12 protein-coding genes are annotated in these 14,926 nt (G+C 75.5%); 5 read left to right on the forward strand and 7 right to left on the reverse strand.

Going from position 1 to position 14,926, the window contains the following annotated elements; translation table 11 throughout:
* Nucleotides 1-93: 93 nt before the first annotated feature.
* Nucleotides 94-1,200 (forward strand): hypothetical protein, encoded by a 1,107-nt coding sequence (locus ACFHW0_RS03060; RefSeq protein WP_416605328.1) that lies wholly within the window; start codon nucleotides 94-96, stop codon nucleotides 1,198-1,200.
* A gap of 101 nt (nucleotides 1,201-1,301) precedes the next feature.
* Complete coding sequence (locus tag ACFHW0_RS03065; protein WP_416605330.1) at nucleotides 1,302-2,195, forward strand: hypothetical protein; 894 nt, start codon at nucleotides 1,302-1,304, stop codon at nucleotides 2,193-2,195.
* A gap of 54 nt (nucleotides 2,196-2,249) precedes the next feature.
* On the opposite strand, the gene ACFHW0_RS03070 is transcribed toward ACFHW0_RS03065, so the two are convergent.
* The 4 genes from ACFHW0_RS03070 to ACFHW0_RS03085 all read right to left on the reverse strand — a co-directional run bounded on the left by ACFHW0_RS03070 (nucleotide 2,250) and on the right by ACFHW0_RS03085 (nucleotide 5,059).
* Complete coding sequence (locus tag ACFHW0_RS03070; RefSeq protein WP_416605332.1) at nucleotides 2,250-2,636, reverse strand: VOC family protein; 387 nt, start codon at nucleotides 2,634-2,636, stop codon at nucleotides 2,250-2,252.
* Entirely contained in the window at nucleotides 2,633-2,920 is a 288-nt protein-coding gene (locus ACFHW0_RS03075) for a hypothetical protein (RefSeq protein WP_416605333.1), read from the reverse strand. The genes ACFHW0_RS03070 and ACFHW0_RS03075 overlap by 4 nt, the downstream gene beginning before the upstream one ends.
* A gap of 167 nt (nucleotides 2,921-3,087) precedes the next feature.
* Nucleotides 3,088-4,257, reverse strand: a complete 1,170-nt coding sequence (locus ACFHW0_RS03080; protein WP_416605723.1) for a sensor histidine kinase — start codon at nucleotides 4,255-4,257, stop codon at nucleotides 3,088-3,090.
* Nucleotides 4,258-4,390: 133 nt separating this feature from the next.
* A complete protein-coding gene (locus ACFHW0_RS03085; RefSeq protein ID WP_416605334.1) occupies nucleotides 4,391-5,059 on the reverse strand; it encodes a response regulator transcription factor in 669 nt (222 codons plus the stop codon).
* 149 nt (nucleotides 5,060-5,208) lie between these two features.
* Here ACFHW0_RS03085 and ACFHW0_RS03090 point away from each other — a divergent pair, with 149 nt between their 5' ends.
* Complete coding sequence (locus ACFHW0_RS03090; protein WP_416605335.1) at nucleotides 5,209-6,438, forward strand: peptidase C39 family protein; 1,230 nt, start codon at nucleotides 5,209-5,211, stop codon at nucleotides 6,436-6,438.
* A gap of 28 nt (nucleotides 6,439-6,466) precedes the next feature.
* Here ACFHW0_RS03090 and ACFHW0_RS03095 read toward each other — a convergent pair whose 3' ends face one another.
* Nucleotides 6,467-7,753: a PQQ-binding-like beta-propeller repeat protein gene (locus tag ACFHW0_RS03095; protein ID WP_416605336.1), complete on the reverse strand. Its 1,287-nt coding sequence runs from the start codon at nucleotides 7,751-7,753 to the stop codon at nucleotides 6,467-6,469.
* Nucleotides 7,754-7,859: 106 nt separating this feature from the next.
* Between ACFHW0_RS03095 and ACFHW0_RS03100 the strand changes: the two genes are divergently transcribed.
* A complete protein-coding gene (locus ACFHW0_RS03100; protein WP_416605337.1) occupies nucleotides 7,860-9,704 on the forward strand; it encodes a hypothetical protein in 1,845 nt (614 codons plus the stop codon).
* A gap of 37 nt (nucleotides 9,705-9,741) precedes the next feature.
* On the opposite strand, the gene ACFHW0_RS03105 is transcribed toward ACFHW0_RS03100, so the two are convergent.
* Both ACFHW0_RS03105 and ACFHW0_RS03110 read right to left on the reverse strand, forming a co-directional pair.
* A complete protein-coding gene (locus ACFHW0_RS03105; protein WP_416605338.1) occupies nucleotides 9,742-11,532 on the reverse strand; it encodes a hypothetical protein in 1,791 nt (596 codons plus the stop codon).
* Nucleotides 11,532-13,502, reverse strand: coding sequence for a hypothetical protein (locus tag ACFHW0_RS03110; protein ID WP_416605340.1), 1,971 nt, complete (start codon nucleotides 13,500-13,502; stop codon nucleotides 11,532-11,534). Before ACFHW0_RS03110 ends, ACFHW0_RS03105 begins: the two co-directional genes overlap by 1 nt.
* Before the next feature lie 189 nt (nucleotides 13,503-13,691).
* On the opposite strand from ACFHW0_RS03110, the gene ACFHW0_RS03115 reads away from it, so the two are divergent.
* Nucleotides 13,692-14,885: a hypothetical protein gene (locus ACFHW0_RS03115; protein ID WP_416605341.1), complete on the forward strand. Its 1,194-nt coding sequence runs from the start codon at nucleotides 13,692-13,694 to the stop codon at nucleotides 14,883-14,885.
* Nucleotides 14,886-14,926: the final 41 nt, after the last annotated feature.

Below are 14,926 nucleotides of genomic sequence, written 5' to 3' on the forward strand. Positions count from 1 at the left end.
CGTCGTTGCGGCCGATACGGTCGGGGTCGGGACAGCGGTACCGTGCCGTGGCTGGCTACGATCACCCGTTCGCACCCTCGCCTGGAGCTGATCATGTCCCAACCGCCGGTCGATCCCTGGTCCGGGCAGCCGGAGCACGACACGCACTACGACTTTCCCCCGCCGCGGCCGGAGGGCTACCCGGCGCCGCCCGCCGACGGCTGGGGAAATCCGCCGGGCGGGCAGCCCCCGGCGGGCGGCGGCTGGCCCACCACACCGCACCCCGGCCCCCCGCAGGCGCAGCCGTACCCCGGCCCCACGTCGGCCCAGCCGTACCCCGGGCCGACGTCGGCCCAGCCGCACTCCGGGCCCCCGCAGAGCCAGCCGTACCCCGGCCCCACGTCGGCTCAGCCGCACCCCGGGCCCACGTCGGGCCAGCCGTACCCCACCCAGCCCTACGGCGGCTATCCCGCCACGCCGCAGGCGGGGTTCCCCACCAGCCCGTACGCCGGCTACCCGCCGTCCCCGCCCGGCGCGGGCCGACCGGCGAGGCCCCACCAGCTGGTGCTGACCCTGGGCCTGGTCGGGCTGCTGGTGCTCTGCCTCGGCGGGGGCGGCATCGCCTACCTCGCCTACGAAGGCGACCAGGGCGCCGATCCCCGGCCCACCCCGACCGCGTCCCCGACCGGGGCGGCGTCGAGCGCCACGCCGAGCGCCGCCACGTCGTCCGAGCCCGCCCCGTCGCCCGAGCCCAGCAACGCCCCGCAGATCCGGGTCGTCACGCCGGAGAGCCTCGGCAGCCGCCCGAAGAGCACCGAGCCGACCCTGCGCAAGGCCGCCGACGACATGGTCCGCGAGCTGCGGTCCTCGGTGCGCGGCGAGACCGGCGTCGCCGGCGCCTTCTACGGCAGCGCGGAGGAGCGGAACATGGTCATGGTGATCGCCGCCTCCTCCTTCGTGCTCAACCCGGAAGGGGAGCTCGACGACGCCATCAAGGGCATCTCGAAGGACCTGGCGGTCAAGCGGCTGACCGCGATCGCCCCCGGACCGCAGGGCGGCCTGGCCAAGTGCGGCGACGGCGAGTCCGCCGGCGTGCCGCTGGGCGTCTGCGCGTGGGCCGACCACGGCAGTGTCGGGCTCATCGTGATGTTCTTCTCCTCGTCGGCGGCGGCGGCGGCGGAGTTCGTCGCCATCCGCGGCCAGATCGAGCAGAAGTACTGACCGGCATCCGCCCGGTGCACGCCGCCGCCCGCAGTGGACGCGGGGCGTCGGGCGGGGCCGCACGGACCACCAGTCCCCTCGCGCAGACCCGGAGCTGACCGATGTCCTACCCACCCGCCAACTCCTACCCGCCGCCGGACGGCGGGGGCGGTCCGTACGGCTCGTACCCGCCCCAGCAACCCGGCGGGTACGGGCCCCCCGCACAGGCCGGCGGGTACGGACCACCGCCGCAGGCCGGCGGGTACGACCCGCTGCCCCCGCAGTCCGGCGGGTACGGACCGCCGCCGCAACCCGGCGCGTACGGGCCCCCGCCGCAGGCCGGTGGGTACCCGCCGCCGCAGGCCGGTGGGTTCGCCCAGCCGCCGCCCGGTGGCGTTGTGGGGGCACCCTACGGCGGCCCGCCGGTCGCGCGGAAGTCGAACGCCGGCAAGATAGTGCTGATCTCGCTCGCCGTGGTGCTGGTGCTCTGCCTGGGCGGCGCGGCGATCTTCGCCTTCGTCGTCAAGGACGAGGTCAAGGAGACCGTCGACGCCACCCGGATCCGGGTCGTCGCCCCGGCGACCCTCGCCGGGCGGCCCAAGGCGACCGACCCGGCCCTCCAGGCCGGCGCCCGGCAGCTCGAGGCGGAGCTCAACAAGGCGATCCCCGATGCCAGCAGCACCGTCGGCGGGTTCTACGGCACCCCCGCCGACAAGGATCTCGTGATGATCGCCGCCGCGTCCGGCCTGAACCCGAACCCGGCCAGGACGCTCGAGGACACCATCAGGGGCGCACTCACCAGCGACGTGCGGCTGGGCGAGATGAGTCCGGTGGACCCGGGCCCGCTCGGCGGCGAGGCCAAGTGCGGCGACGCCAAGGCGCAGGACGTGCCGCTCGGCGTCTGCGTGTGGAGCGACAAGGGCAGCGTCGGCATGGTCATCATCTACTTCAAGACGGGCCAGCAGGCCCACGCCGAGTTCGCCACCATCCGGGGGCAGGTCGAGCAGAAGTCCTGACCCGTACGGCAGCGGCGGGGGCCCGCCCACGACGGTGGACGGGCCCCGTCCGCGTCAGCCCGTCGTGGCGGCCCGCTCGGCGGCGCTGCGCAGCACGCAGAACTCGTTGCCCTCCGGGTCGGCGAGCACCACCCAGCCCGAGCCGTCGGCGCGGCGCTGGTCGGCGACCTGGGTGGCGCCGAGGGCCACCAGGCGCGCGACCTCCTCGTCCCGGGTGCGGTCCGTGGGCTCCAGGTCGAGGTGGAGGCGGTTCTTCACCTCCTTGCCCTCGGGCACCGCCACGAAGAGCACCTCCGGGCCACCCGGGGGCAGCAGCATGGCCTCCGGGTCGCCGGGGAGGTCGTCCGGCTGGCGGGAGCAGTCGAAGACCTGCCCCCAGAAGCCGGACAGCGCGTACGTGTCGCGGCAGTCGATGCTGATGTTGTGGATCCGTGCGCTCACGGGCGCACCTCCTCGCTGGTCGTGCCCGCCCGCTCCGCCGCGGCGCGGCCGGGCACCCGCGCGACCTCCCGGTTCCGGCCGGCCGGTCCGGGGCGGGCGTGCACCCGGTACCTGACCGCCCCGGCCCCGGGCCCCTGCGGGAAGAAGACGTTCGGGATGGCCCCGCCCGGCGGCGGCAGCACCGCCGGGTCGCCGGGGGCGTGCCCGGGCACCGCCGGCCGGAAGCCGGAGCGGGCATGGGTGTCGTGACAGTCGAAACTGACGTGGTGGATCCGTGGATACACAGGTTCCTTCGCTGAGGATGGAGGCGCCCCGCGTACGGGAGAGTCAGCCGGCGAGACGGGGCGCGGAGATCATGACGGTGAACATCGACGCACCCCCCTCCGGTCCTCGAGCTGACGCCATGATCCTTCCACCGGGCCCGCCCTCCCCGCAACCCCGGGGCGGCCCGTCACCGCCGGGCGACCGGCTCCTGGGCGGTGACGGCCGGGGCGGCCTCCGCCGCCGGCAGGGTCACCGTGACCTCCAGCCCGCCACCGGGCTGGGCGATCACCTTCACGGTGCCGCCGTGCGCGTCGCAGACCGCCCGGACGATGGAGAGCCCGAGGCCCGAGCCCCGCGCGCCGGTACGCTCCCGGCCGCCCCGCCGGAACGGCTCGAACAGGCCGGGCACGTCGGCCTGGTCCACCTCGAAGCCGGTGTTGCCCACCACCAGCCACGACCGGCACCCGTCCGAACCGGTGCGCACCCAGAGCCGGCCGTGCAGGTGGTTGTAGCGGATCGCGTTCTCGATCAGGTTGCCGGCCAGCCGGTCGAGCAGCCCGGGATCGCCGACGACCGGTGCGGACTCCAGCGAGGTCTGCACCCGCAGCTTGATCCGCTCCACCTCCCGGCGTACCGCCGACAGGGCGTTGGCGGTGCCGGCGGCGAGGTCGCACTCGGTGCGGCGGCCCAGCCGGCGGCCCGCCTGGGCCTCGCTGCGGGCGAGCACCAGCAGGGCGTCGACCAGCCCGTTCGCCCGCTCGGAGGCGTCCCGGACCACGGTCGCCATCCGGCGGTACTCGGCGGCGTCCGCGTCGTCGTCGCTGAGCGTCACGTCGATCTCGGTACGCATCACCGCGAGGGGGGTCCGCAGCTCGTGCGAGGCGTTGGCCACGAAGCGCTTCTGCGCCTCGAACGCGGCGGCGATGCGGTCCAGCATCTCGTCGAAGGTCTCCGCCAGCTCGGCCACCTCGTCGTCGGCGCCCGAGTAGCCGATCCGCTGGTCCAGGGTGGTCTCGCCCAACCGGCGGGCGGTGGCGGTGACCTGGTGCAGCGGGCGCAGCGCCCGACCGGCGACCGCGTACGCGCCGGCCACCCCGACGACGCTGATCGCCAGCAGCGCCACCAGGCCCTTGGCCAGCAGCTCCGCGCTGGCGGCGTCGACCAGTTGGCGCTGCCACTGCGCGGCGTCCAGCGACCGGCCGTCGGCCAGCACCACCGTGGTGCCGGGCAGCAGCTCGTCGGTCGGACGCAGCGCGTCGCGGACCAGCAGCCAGGCCAGCAGCACCAGGATCGCGCCCGCGCCGACCAGCAGCACCCCGTTGAGCAGGGTCAACCGCAGCCGCAGCGTGGGCCGCAGCAGGGCCCGCCGGGTCGCGGCGCCGGCCTTCGTCCGCGACTGCGGGGCTCGCAGGACCGGCTCACTCCTCGCGCTCACCGTGCCACCTTCGTTCGCGACTGCGGGGCTCGCAGGACCGGCTCACTCCTCGCGCTCATGCCGACGCCTCCGCCGTGCGGTAGCCCGCACCCACCACCGTCTCGATCAGCGGCGGGTCGCCGAGCTTCCTGCGCAGCGTCATCACGGTGACCCGGACGATCGTGGTGAACGGATCGGTGTTGGCGTCCCAGACCCGTTCCAGCAGCTCCTCGCTGGAGACCACCGCGCCGCGCGCCTTGAGCAGCTCGCAGAGCACACCGAACTCCTTGTTGGTCAGGTCGACCGGCTGGCCGCCCCGGGTGGCCACCCGGCGGGCCGGGTCGAGGACCAGATCGGCGAGTTCGAGCACCGGCGGCGCGGCCGGGGTGGCCCGGCGGCCGAGCGCCTGCACCCGGGCGACCAGCTCGTCGAAGGCGAACGGCTTCGGCAGGTAGTCGTCCGCGCCGAGCTGCAACCCCTCCACCCGGTCGGCGACGGTGCCGCTGGCGGTCAGCATCAGCACCCGGGTGAGCGTGCCGGAGGCGGCCAGCTCGGCGCAGATCTGGTCACCGTGCACGCCGGGCAGGTCCCGGTCCAGCACCACCACGTCGTACCGGGTGACGAACGCCATCTCGTGGCCGCTGTCGCCGTCGTAGGCGACATCCACCGCCATGCCCCGCTTGCGCAGCCCCCGCGCGATCGCGTCGGCGAGGTTGCGCTCGTCCTCGACCACCAGTACCCGCATCCCGGCCTCCTCGCGCCCCTGACCACCCACAACCTAGTGCCGGCGGCCAAACCGGGCCGCACCCGCCGTCCCGGTCCGACCCCGTTGCAGAAAACCTTCGTCGTACGCGATGCTCTTGGCGGCAACCTTCACGACGGACGGGAAGACGCATGACCGACGCGGCGCCGACGATCCGACGGGACGTCACCTACCGGGGCTTCCGCCTGCCCGGCGACGCCGGGCTGGGCAGCCTGTCCGGGCTGCACGCGGGCGGACGGGGCCTCGAACTGGCCGACCCGGTCGACCGGCTCGACCACACCGACGCCGACGGCCGCACCCGCCGGTACGCGGCCGGCAGCTGGACGTCCCCGCCGGTGCCGGTCGACTTCGCCGTGCGCGACGTGGTGCCCTCGTGGAACGGGGACACCCCGGGCGACTGCTGGCTGCGGGTGGAGTTGCGGGGCTGGCGCGACGACGCACCGGCCACCGGGTGGTACGTCCTCGCCGACTGGGCGGCCGACGACCACGCGATCCGCCGGACGTCCGTGCCCGGGCAGCGCGACGCCGACGCCCGGGTGGACACGGACACGCTGGTGGTGACGGGCGCGACCGTCACCGGCTGGCAGGTCCGGGTGACCCTGCTCCGGCCGGAGGACGCCGACGTGACCCCGGTGCTGCGCGCGGTCGGGGCGGTCGCCGCGGGCCCGCGCCCGACGCCCGCGGCCGGGCCGTCCCGGCCCACCGGAGAGGGCTCCCCGCCGGTGGGGGCCGGGCCCGCCCCGGTCGCCTGGGGCACGGTGCTGGAGGTGCCGCGCTACTCGCAGCGGCTGCACGCCGGCGCCCATCCGCAGTGGGGCGGCGGCGGAGACTCGTGGTGCAGCCCCACCTGCACCTCGATGGTGCTGGCGTTCTGGGACGCCGCCCCGGCCCCGGCCCGGTACGCCTGGGTGGACCCGACCGGCCCCCGCCCGGTGGTGGTGCACGCCGCGCGGCACTGCTACGACCACGCCTTCGCCGGGGCGGGGAACTGGCCGTTCAACACCGCGTACGCGGGCCTGCACGGTGTGGACGCCTTCGTCACCCGGCTGCGGTCGCTGACCGAGGCGGAGGCGTTCGTGGCCGCCGGCATCCCGCTGATCGTCTCCGCCGCGTTCCGGGTGGGCGAGGTGCCCGGGTTGGACTACGACACCGCCGGGCACCTGATGGTGCTGGTGGGCTTCACCGCGACGGGCGCGCCGGTGCTCAACGACCCGTACGCCCCCGACGACGACGCGGTGCGCCGGACCGTCGACCGGGACCGGTTCGAGGCCGCCTGGCAGGGTGGCAGCGGCGGGGTGGCGTACGTGCTCCGGCCGCCCGGCGTGCCGCTCCCCCCGGCGCCGGAGCAGCCCAACTGGTGACCCCGGCACCGGTCGCCACGCGGCGGGCTCAGTCGCGGTAGCGCCACACGCCGAACTCGCCGGTGCGCAGCCGGCACACCACGGTGTCGGCCCGGCCGCGGCAGTCCCCGGAGGCGTCGCGGAGCACGTCCAGCACCCGGGCCCGGCCCGCGGCCACGTCCAGCTCGGCCACCGCCAGCCCGCCACCGGCGACGGCCGGCCGCACGGCCAGGAGCCGTTCGTCGGCGTACCTGGGCAGCAGCTGCCAGCTGCCCAGGTCGGCCACCTCCCGACCGGTCGCCGCGTCGAGCACGCCCAACCGTTCGCCGCCGCCGCCGGGCCCGATCGCCAGGAGCCGGCCGCCCCGTGCCGACAACGCCCCGAGCCACCGCTCGCCGATCCACCGGAGCGCGCCGGTGGCCGGGTCGAGCGCGACGAGCCTGTTCCCTCCGGGCACGCACAACAGCTCGCCGCACTCGTTGATGTGCTCCACCATGGGGACGCGCGCCTCCCACCGCCGCCCCAGCCCGTCCAGCCCGTAGGCGGTCACCGCGCCCGCGGGCGGCCGGACGACAAGCAACAGGTCGTGCGTCACCACCGCGTGCCCGGACGCCTCGCCGAGGCCCAGGTCCGCCGCGTGCACCAGGGCGCCGGAGCGGGGGTCGCGCACCTCGACCCGCCCCTTCGCGGGGGCCAGCACGATCCACTCGACCCGCCCGTTGCGCAGGGCGTACGTCGCGGCCTCGGGCGGCGTCGGCACCGACCAGAGCGCCCGGCCGGAGGCCGGATCGACCGACCGCACGGCGCCGCCCGCCACCCCGCCGGTCTGCATCAGCAGGGTTCCGGTCGGGTCCCACCAGGGGTAGCCGGGCTGCCGCCAGCGTTCGCGGCCCGTCCCGGCGTCGAGGGCGAGCGTCTGCCCGTCGTCCTGGTCTCCGGTGATCGAGAAGAGCACCGTCCCTGGCCCGGTCTGGACATGCCAGAACCGGCCCGCCGCCGGGACCCGGGTGCGCCACACGGGGGCGGGCGGGGCGTCGTCGGCCGGCGCCCGCTCGGGCAGCTCGTACGCCCGCACCTCGACGGTCCCCTCGGGCTCCCCCTCGGCCGGTTCGACGACGTAGAGCCGGTCGCCGTGCAGGAACGCCTCCGACCCGAGCCGGGCCGGCACGACGACCGCGATCCGTGCCGGCACCGGCGCGGCCGCCGCCACGGTGGCCACGAGGAACGCGAGCGCCAGCGCGACCCGCAGCGGGCGACCGACGGCGCGCGGCGGGCGGGGCGGCGGCGCCTCCCGACCCGGCTCGTCGCGCAGCTCGCCGAGGTCGATGAGCGTCACGTGGCGTCCTCCCCGTCACACCGTGGCCTCCGGCGGACCGGCAAATCGGCCGTGGGGGCACCGGCCCGGCAAAAGCGACGCCCGAGCGCCTGTACGATGGCGCGTCGTGGCTGTGCCGGTGGTAGACCCCTCGCTGAACTCCGTCTCCGAGCCCGTCGCGGCCGAGCCGACGCGCCGGCCCCGGCGCGGGCCATCCCGCGCCGACGTACTGGTCATCGGAGCCTATGTCCTGCTCGGCGTTCTCGTGTGCCTGAACTACTGGGCGGACGTGCAGAACCGGGTGTCGTCGCACCTGCCCACCGACCACAGCTGGTTCGAGTGGCTCTTCTCGCACGGTGCGTACTCGGTGCGGCACCTGGAGAACCCGCTGTTCACCGAGCGGCAGAACGCCCCGGACGGGGTGAACATGATGGCGAACACCTCGCTGCTCGGGGTGACGCTGCCGCTGGCGCCGCTGACCATGCTCCTCGGCCCGCAGGTCATGTACGCGCTCTACCTGGGCGGCGCGCTGGCCGCGACCGCCGGCACGTCGTACTGGATGCTGTCGCGGCACCTGGTGCGCTCCCGCGCGGCGGCCTTCGTCGGCGGCGCCTTCCTCGGCTTCGCGCCGGGCATCGTGCACCACGCCAACGGCCAGCCCAACTTCGTCTCGAACTTCCTGCTGCCGCTGATCGTGGTGCGGGTGCTCCGGCTAGGCGAGCCCGGCCGGTGGCGACGCAACGGGCTCGTGCTCGGCCTGCTGGTGGCGTACCAGATCTTCATCAACGAGGAGATGCTGCTGCTCACCGCGCTGGCCTGCCTGGTCGTCGTGGTCGCGTACGCGATCATGCGGCCGGCGCGGACGCGGGCGGTGGCGGGCACCTTCGCCGCCGCGCTCGGCGTGGGCGGCGGGCTGGCGTTGCTGCTGACGGCCTACCCGATCTGGTTCCAGTTCAACGGACCGCAGTCCTACCGGGGGTTGCAGGGCGGGGTGTTCCACAGCTGGGGCGAGGACCTGGCCGCCTTCGTCACCTTCGCCCGCGACACCGTGGCCGGCGACGAGGCGGTGGAGAAGACCATCGGGCTGACCGAGCAGAACACCTGGTTCGGCTGGCCGCTGGTGCTGCTGTCGCTGGTGGCGCTGGTGCTGCTGGTCCGCCGCTCGCTCGCCGCCCGGATCCTGGCGGTGCTGGTGGTGGTCTTCACGGTGGCCTCGATCGGCCCGAAGGTGCGGATCAACGGGGTGGAGACGGAGACGGACGGCCCCTGGGCCTACGTCTCCGACGACCTGCCGCTGGTCGAGATGATGATGCCGACCCGGCTGGCCCTGGTGGTGGCGGCGGCGCTCGGCGTGCTGCTCGCCCTGGCCTGGGACGCGGTCGCCGGCTACGGCCGCCGGCCGGTGCCGGCCCCCCGCGCCGGTGACGACGCCGCCGGGCCGCGCCGCCGCTGGCTGCGGCCGGTCGGGTACGCGGCCGTCGCGCTCGCCGTGCTGCCGCTGTTCCCGCGTCCGCTGCCCGCGCAGCCCGTCGACCCGCCGCCGCACTTCATCACCGCCGGCGGCTGGCGCCCGTACGTGCCGCAGGGCCGGACCCTGGTGCCGGTGCCGATCCCGAGCAACGTGCACGGCCTGCCCACGCTGCGCTGGAGCGCGCTGACGCAGCACGCGTTCCCGATCCCGGGCGGCTACTTCATCGGGCCGAACGAGCGGGGCGAGGGCGTCTTCGGCGCGCCGAACCGGCCGACCAGCACGCTCGTCTACTCCACCATGGACAAGAACGCGGTCCCCGCGCTGACCGACGAGAACCGCCGCCAGGCGGTCGAGGACCTGCGCTTCTGGCGCGCGTCCGTCGTCGTCCTCGGCGCGCATCCCCGCGAGGCGGTCCTGCGCGAGCTGATGACCGCGCTGATCGGCCCGCCCCAGCGCGTCGACGACGTGTGGCTCTGGGACGTCCGGCCGCTGGTCGGCTGAGCCGTCGTCCGACCGGCGGGCGCGCGGAGCCGGGACGTCAGCGGACCAGCGGGCGGACGTCCCAGACGTGGGCGCCGGCCACCTCCCGGCCGGGCCCGAGCAGGGCGTCGACCGTACGGCGCACCGGGTCGCCGTGGTGCAGTCCGCCCTGGACCACCACGGCGGCGCGCCAGTGCCGCAGGTCCTCGACCGCCTGCCGGCGGTGCTCGTCGGTGACCACCGGCACCTCGCCGGTCTCGGCCACCCGGCGCAGCAGCGCGGCGGTGGGGCGGTCCGGGGCTCCCCACCGGGCGGCCGCATCGTCGGCGGCCCGGGGGCCGATGAAGTAGCCGCCCGGAGCCGGGAAGGCCAGCCCGGTGCGGGCCGACCAGAGCATCGCCGGGCTGACCCCGGCACCGGTCACCGGCGGCACCGGAACCAGGGTCCGGCCCGGCGGGACGTGGGCCCTCCAGCCGCCCTCGGCCACGAACGCCGGCACGGGCCAGGCCGGCACGGTCCGGATCGGGGTGGGGGTCAGCGGCAGCAGCGCGGCGGCCACCGCCCCGCCCCAGAGCAGCCGCACCGGCACGCCGCCCGCCCGCGCTCCGGCCGCCGGCTGGGCGCGCAGCCGGTCCAGGGACAGGGCCAGCAGGATGCCCAGCACCGGGACGCAGACCAGCGGGAAGCGCGCCGGCACCGCGTGGTCGAGCAGCGGCAGCTCGGCGACCAGCCGGTACGGCCCGGGAATGCCGGTGGAGGTGCCGTCCAGGCGGACCTGCTCGCCCAGCGAGAGCAGCGCGAAGAGCAGCCCGCAGGCGGCCAGCGCGCGGACCAGCGGCCGGCGCCACAGCCAGATCACGATCACCACGGCGAGCACCAGCAGCCCCGGGCCGAAGAAGGAGTTCTCCTCGGTGGGGTTCGGCGCGAGCAGGCCGGGCAGGTGGTCGTCGCCGAGCACCGTCTGTCGCGCCGAGGCGGTGAACGACGCGGCGTCGAGCTGGTAGCCGTACGCGTGGAAGGGCATGCCCCGGTAGTGGCCCGGGCCGAAGAACTGGAACCACAGCGGGTACGCCAGCAGCGGCAGCGCCACCGCCACCCCGACCGCGAGGCGGCCGAGCAGCGCGGGCGCCAGCCGGCGCGCCGTCGCCCGGTCGGCCACCGCGTACGCCAGCGCGAACGTCCCGGCGGCGAGAACCAGGAAGACCAGCACCTCCTCGCCGAGGAAGAGCTGGTACGCCACGAGCAGCCCGAGCAGCGTGCCGTGCCGCCACACCCGGCGCGGGTCCGGATGGAACACCAGCGCCAGGATCACCGGCACCAGGAACTGCGCCGCCATGTGCAGGTGCGCCCCGGCCTGCGCGACCATGCCGGGGGCGAAGCCGCAGAAGAGCCCGCCGACGGCCGCCGCCGCCCGGGAGTCGACCAGCCGGCGGCGCAGCAGCGCGTACCAGGCGGTCGCGGTGCCGGCGAGGCAGCAGACCACGGCCACCAGGAACGCGACCTGGGAGCCGAAGAGCAGGGTGACCGGCGTCAGCGGCACGCCCAGGCCCAGCACCGAGGTGTTGGCCATCAGGTTGACCCCGTCCGGGGCGTTCAGCTGCGCGCTGTAGAGCGGGTTCTCCAGGCCCGTCACCGCCCCGGCCGCGCGGGCCAGCATCCACTCGAAGAGGATCTGGTCCCCCGCCTGGTGGAACAGCTGCCCCGGGCGACCCCACTGGCCGCAGGTCAGCAGCACCGCCAGGGCGAGGTAGCCGGCGACGACCAGCGCGTCCGGCGCGCGTACCGGCAGCCGGCGGGACCGCCGGGCGGGTGCCGCCTCGGCGGTGCCGGTCGCCGCCGGTGCGGTCATCAGGTCGGCTGGTCGGTCAGCGCCCGGACGTCCCAGACCCAGACGTCCAGCTCCCGGCGGCCGGGACCGACCAACTGCTCGACGGTGCGCCGCAGCTGCTCGGAGTGGTGCTGGCCGACCGGGAGCACCAGGATGGCCGCCCGCCAGTGCCGCAGCTCGTCGAGCGAGCGGCGGCGCTGCCGGTCGTCCAGCTTCGGGATGCGGCCGGTCGAGGCGACCTCCTCCAGCAGTCGCCCCATGCCGCTGGGCCGGCCGCCGAAGCGGCCGGGGTCGCCGGTGTTGCCGTTGCGCGGCGCCAGGAAGTAGCCGCCGGGGATCTTGAAGTCGAGGTTGGTGGAGGCGGCCCAGCGCATTCCGTGGGTGTGCCCCATGTTCGGCACCGGGATCGGCACCAGGGTCTGGTCCTCACCGACGTAGCCGCGCCACCGGTCGGCGGTGATGAAGTCCGGCACCGGCGGCCGGGAGGTCACATTCAGCGGCATCGGCGCGATCGGCAGCAGCGCGAGGACGAGCCCGGCCACGGTGAGCGTACGCAGCGTCCGCCGCTCGACCGGCAGCGTCCGGGAGCGCTCGACGGCGAGCGCCAGCAGGATACCCACCACCACGCTGGTGATCAGGCCGAACCGGGTGGGCACCACCGCGTCGAGCAGCGGCAGCCGGACCAGCCACTCCCAGGGCCCGGTGAACAGCTCGCGGTCCCACCAGGACACCCGCTCGCCGAGGGAGAGCACCGCGAAGAACGCCCCGGTCGCGGCGAGCGCCCGCACGAGCATCTCCCGGCGCAGCCAGGCCACGATGCCGACGGCGATCAGGGCGAGGCTCCAGCCGAAGAAGGCGTTCTCCTCCGAGTAGTTCGGCGCGAGGTTCACGTTCGCGCGTTCGTCGCCGCCGATCGTCGGCGAGCCGGGCGCGAAGAAGGCCGCGATGTCGTTGCCGTAGTCGCGCACCGCGTCGCTCAGGCCGTGGTACGCCATCGGCCCGGCGAACTGGACGTAGAGCGGGTACGCCAGCAGCGACCCGGCGAGCACCGTGCAGATCGCGAGGGCCTTGGCCAGCGGTCGCCACGCCGCCGACCAGAGCGCGGGCCGCTGGGCGAGCACGGCGAGCAGGAACACCCCGCAGGCGAGCGCCGTGAAGAGCAGGATCTCCTCGTTGATGAACGCCTGGGCGGTGACCATCAGGGCGAGCAGCACGCCGTCGCGCCACGGCCGTCGGGACCGGGTGATGACCAGCACCCGCCAGACGATGAACGGCAGCAGGAACTGCGAGATGATGTTGGGGTGCCAGTTGGCGTGCGACAGCATCGCCGGCGAGAACCCGCAGAACCAGCCGCCGACGGCCGCCGCCAGCGGGCTGCGCACGACGTGCCGGGAGAGCACGAAGTACCAGGCCGAGGCGGTGCCGGCGAGCGCGAGCGTGACCAGCACCACGAAGGTCACGGCCGGCCCGAAGAGCAACGTCACCGGCACCATCGGGATGCCCAGCGCGAGGATGGCCGTGTTGGCCATCAGGTTGACCCCGTCGGGGTAGTTGAACTGCTCGGTGAAGAACGGGAAATCGCCGTGCAGCACCACGCGTACCGAGTGGGCGAGGAAGAACTGCACCTGGGCCGGGTCGCTGCTGTAGAGCGAGGCCACCCGGCCGGCCGGGTCCACCCAGATCTGGCTGGTGACCCACACCGCGGCGAGCAGGAACAGGCCGAAGACCGTGAGGTCCTGCCGCCGCCGGGTCCACCGCCGCGGCCGGGCCGCGCCGCCCGCCCCGCCGGCCTCGCCGGAGGGGGCGGGGGCGTCGGTCGCTCCGGTGGCCACGGCCGCGCCGGGGGCGTCGGCCCCGTCGGCCCGGTCGGCCCCGCCCGGCGTACGGTCACCGGTGCCGTCGCCCACGGGCGGCGCCACGGGTTCGGACGCGGGGGCCGCGGCGGCGTCGGATTCCGACCAGGATTCGGCGCGGGTCTCGGCAGGCGTCACAGTCGGCGGAGTCTACCCGAGCGGGACATTCACCCTGAAACCACGGCAGTGTCCTCTGTGGTCGGCGTCGCCCACCGCCCGCGACCTGCGCACGGACGGTGGGCGAGGTGGCGCGTCCCGGTGATCCGACATCTCGTACTATGGCGCTTTCCGTTGAACGACGGCTGAGGCGATCGAGGGGGCGTACAGGTGGCTCCAGTCCGCCGGCGCGGCATCACGGCCACCGCTCTGCTGACCCTGCTGCTCACGGCGACCGCCTGCGGCCCGGTGGCCGACCGGCAGCCGGGCGACCTGCGGGTCGGCTACGACAGCCTGGACGGCGACCTGACGGTCTGGCCGCCACGCGGCACCCTGGCGGGCGACACCACCGTCCGGTCGGCCGTGACGGAGGCGGTACGCGACTGGCGGTCACCGGCCGACGACCGGGTGCACCTGCCCACGTCCGGGATCCTCTGGTCCGGCGAGGTCGGCGGTGCGCCGCTGGCCCTGGTCGCCGCGGACGTGCCCGGCGAGAGCGCCTCCTGGCTGCTCCAGGTCACCGCCGAGGGCGGCCGGTACGCGGTCACCCGCGCCGCCGAGTACACCGACCCCGGCTACCTCGTCTACTCCGACGTGCTCCCCGTGCACACCTCCGACGGGCGGCGCTACCTCACGTCGGGCCGGGTGCAGCGGCTGCTCGGGCCGGACGGCCGCGCCCTGCGGCACACCGACGGCCTCACCGAGCCGGTGGACGTGCCGGCCTGCCGGGCGGTGCCGGTGACCGCCACGCTCCGGGCCACCGAGGCGCTGCCCCGGGGCCGGGCCGCCGACCGGCTGCTGGACCTGGGCACCGGCACCACCGACCCGCGCTACCCCCTCGTCCGGGACGAGAGCGGCTCCGGCAAGCGGGCCCTCACGGGACTGGACACCTGCGCGCTCGCCGGCGAGGAGGGCCCGTTCGGCAGCGTCCCCCGGCGCATCGGCGACCGGGACGCGCCGCGCTCGGTGCCGTCGTCCTGGCCGATGACCAAGCTGACCGTACGCACCCTGGGCGAGGTCGCCCTCGGCGGCGGCGAGCCGGCGGAGCTGGAGCAGCTGAGCTGGGAGACGGCCGACGGCACGATGACCGCCGTGGTCTACCGCCCCGCCGACGGGGGCATGCCGGTGGTCTCCCCCGCCGACCGGGCCAACCCGTTGCAGACGTACACCCTGCCGGTGCCGGGGCAGCCGCTGGCCGTGCTGAGCTGGCGGCCGACCGCCGACAGCTCGCTGTCGACGCCGCCGGACACGCTGCGGCTGGTGGACCGGCCGGGGCTGGTCGTGGTGCCGATGCCGACCCGCTCGGAGACGTTCAGCCTCGCCGAGGCGGAGAAGACGCACTACCGCTCCCTCGGCGGTCGCTGACCAGGCAGGCGAGACGCCGACGGCGGGTGGCCCGGTCTCCC

Origin of the sequence: Micromonospora sp. LOL_025 (genome assembly GCF_048060285.1) — a bacterium.
In the GTDB taxonomy this organism is placed as follows: domain Bacteria; phylum Actinomycetota; class Actinomycetes; order Mycobacteriales; family Micromonosporaceae; genus Micromonospora.

Bases quoted from the DNA above. Each gene is read 5' to 3' on its own strand.
- ACFHW0_RS03060 (WP_416605328.1), top strand. From the start codon at position 94: ATGTCCCAACCGCCGGTCGATCCCTGGTCCGGGCAGCCGGAGCACGAC.
- ACFHW0_RS03065 (WP_416605330.1), top strand. From the start codon at position 1,302: ATGTCCTACCCACCCGCCAACTCCTACCCGCCGCCGGACGGCGGGGGC.
- ACFHW0_RS03085 (WP_416605334.1), bottom strand. From the start codon at position 5,059: ATGCGGGTACTGGTGGTCGAGGACGAGCGCAACCTCGCCGACGCGATC.
- ACFHW0_RS03090 (WP_416605335.1), top strand. From the start codon at position 5,209: ATGACCGACGCGGCGCCGACGATCCGACGGGACGTCACCTACCGGGGC.
- ACFHW0_RS03105 (WP_416605338.1), bottom strand. From the start codon at position 11,532: ATGACCGCACCGGCGGCGACCGGCACCGCCGAGGCGGCACCCGCCCGG.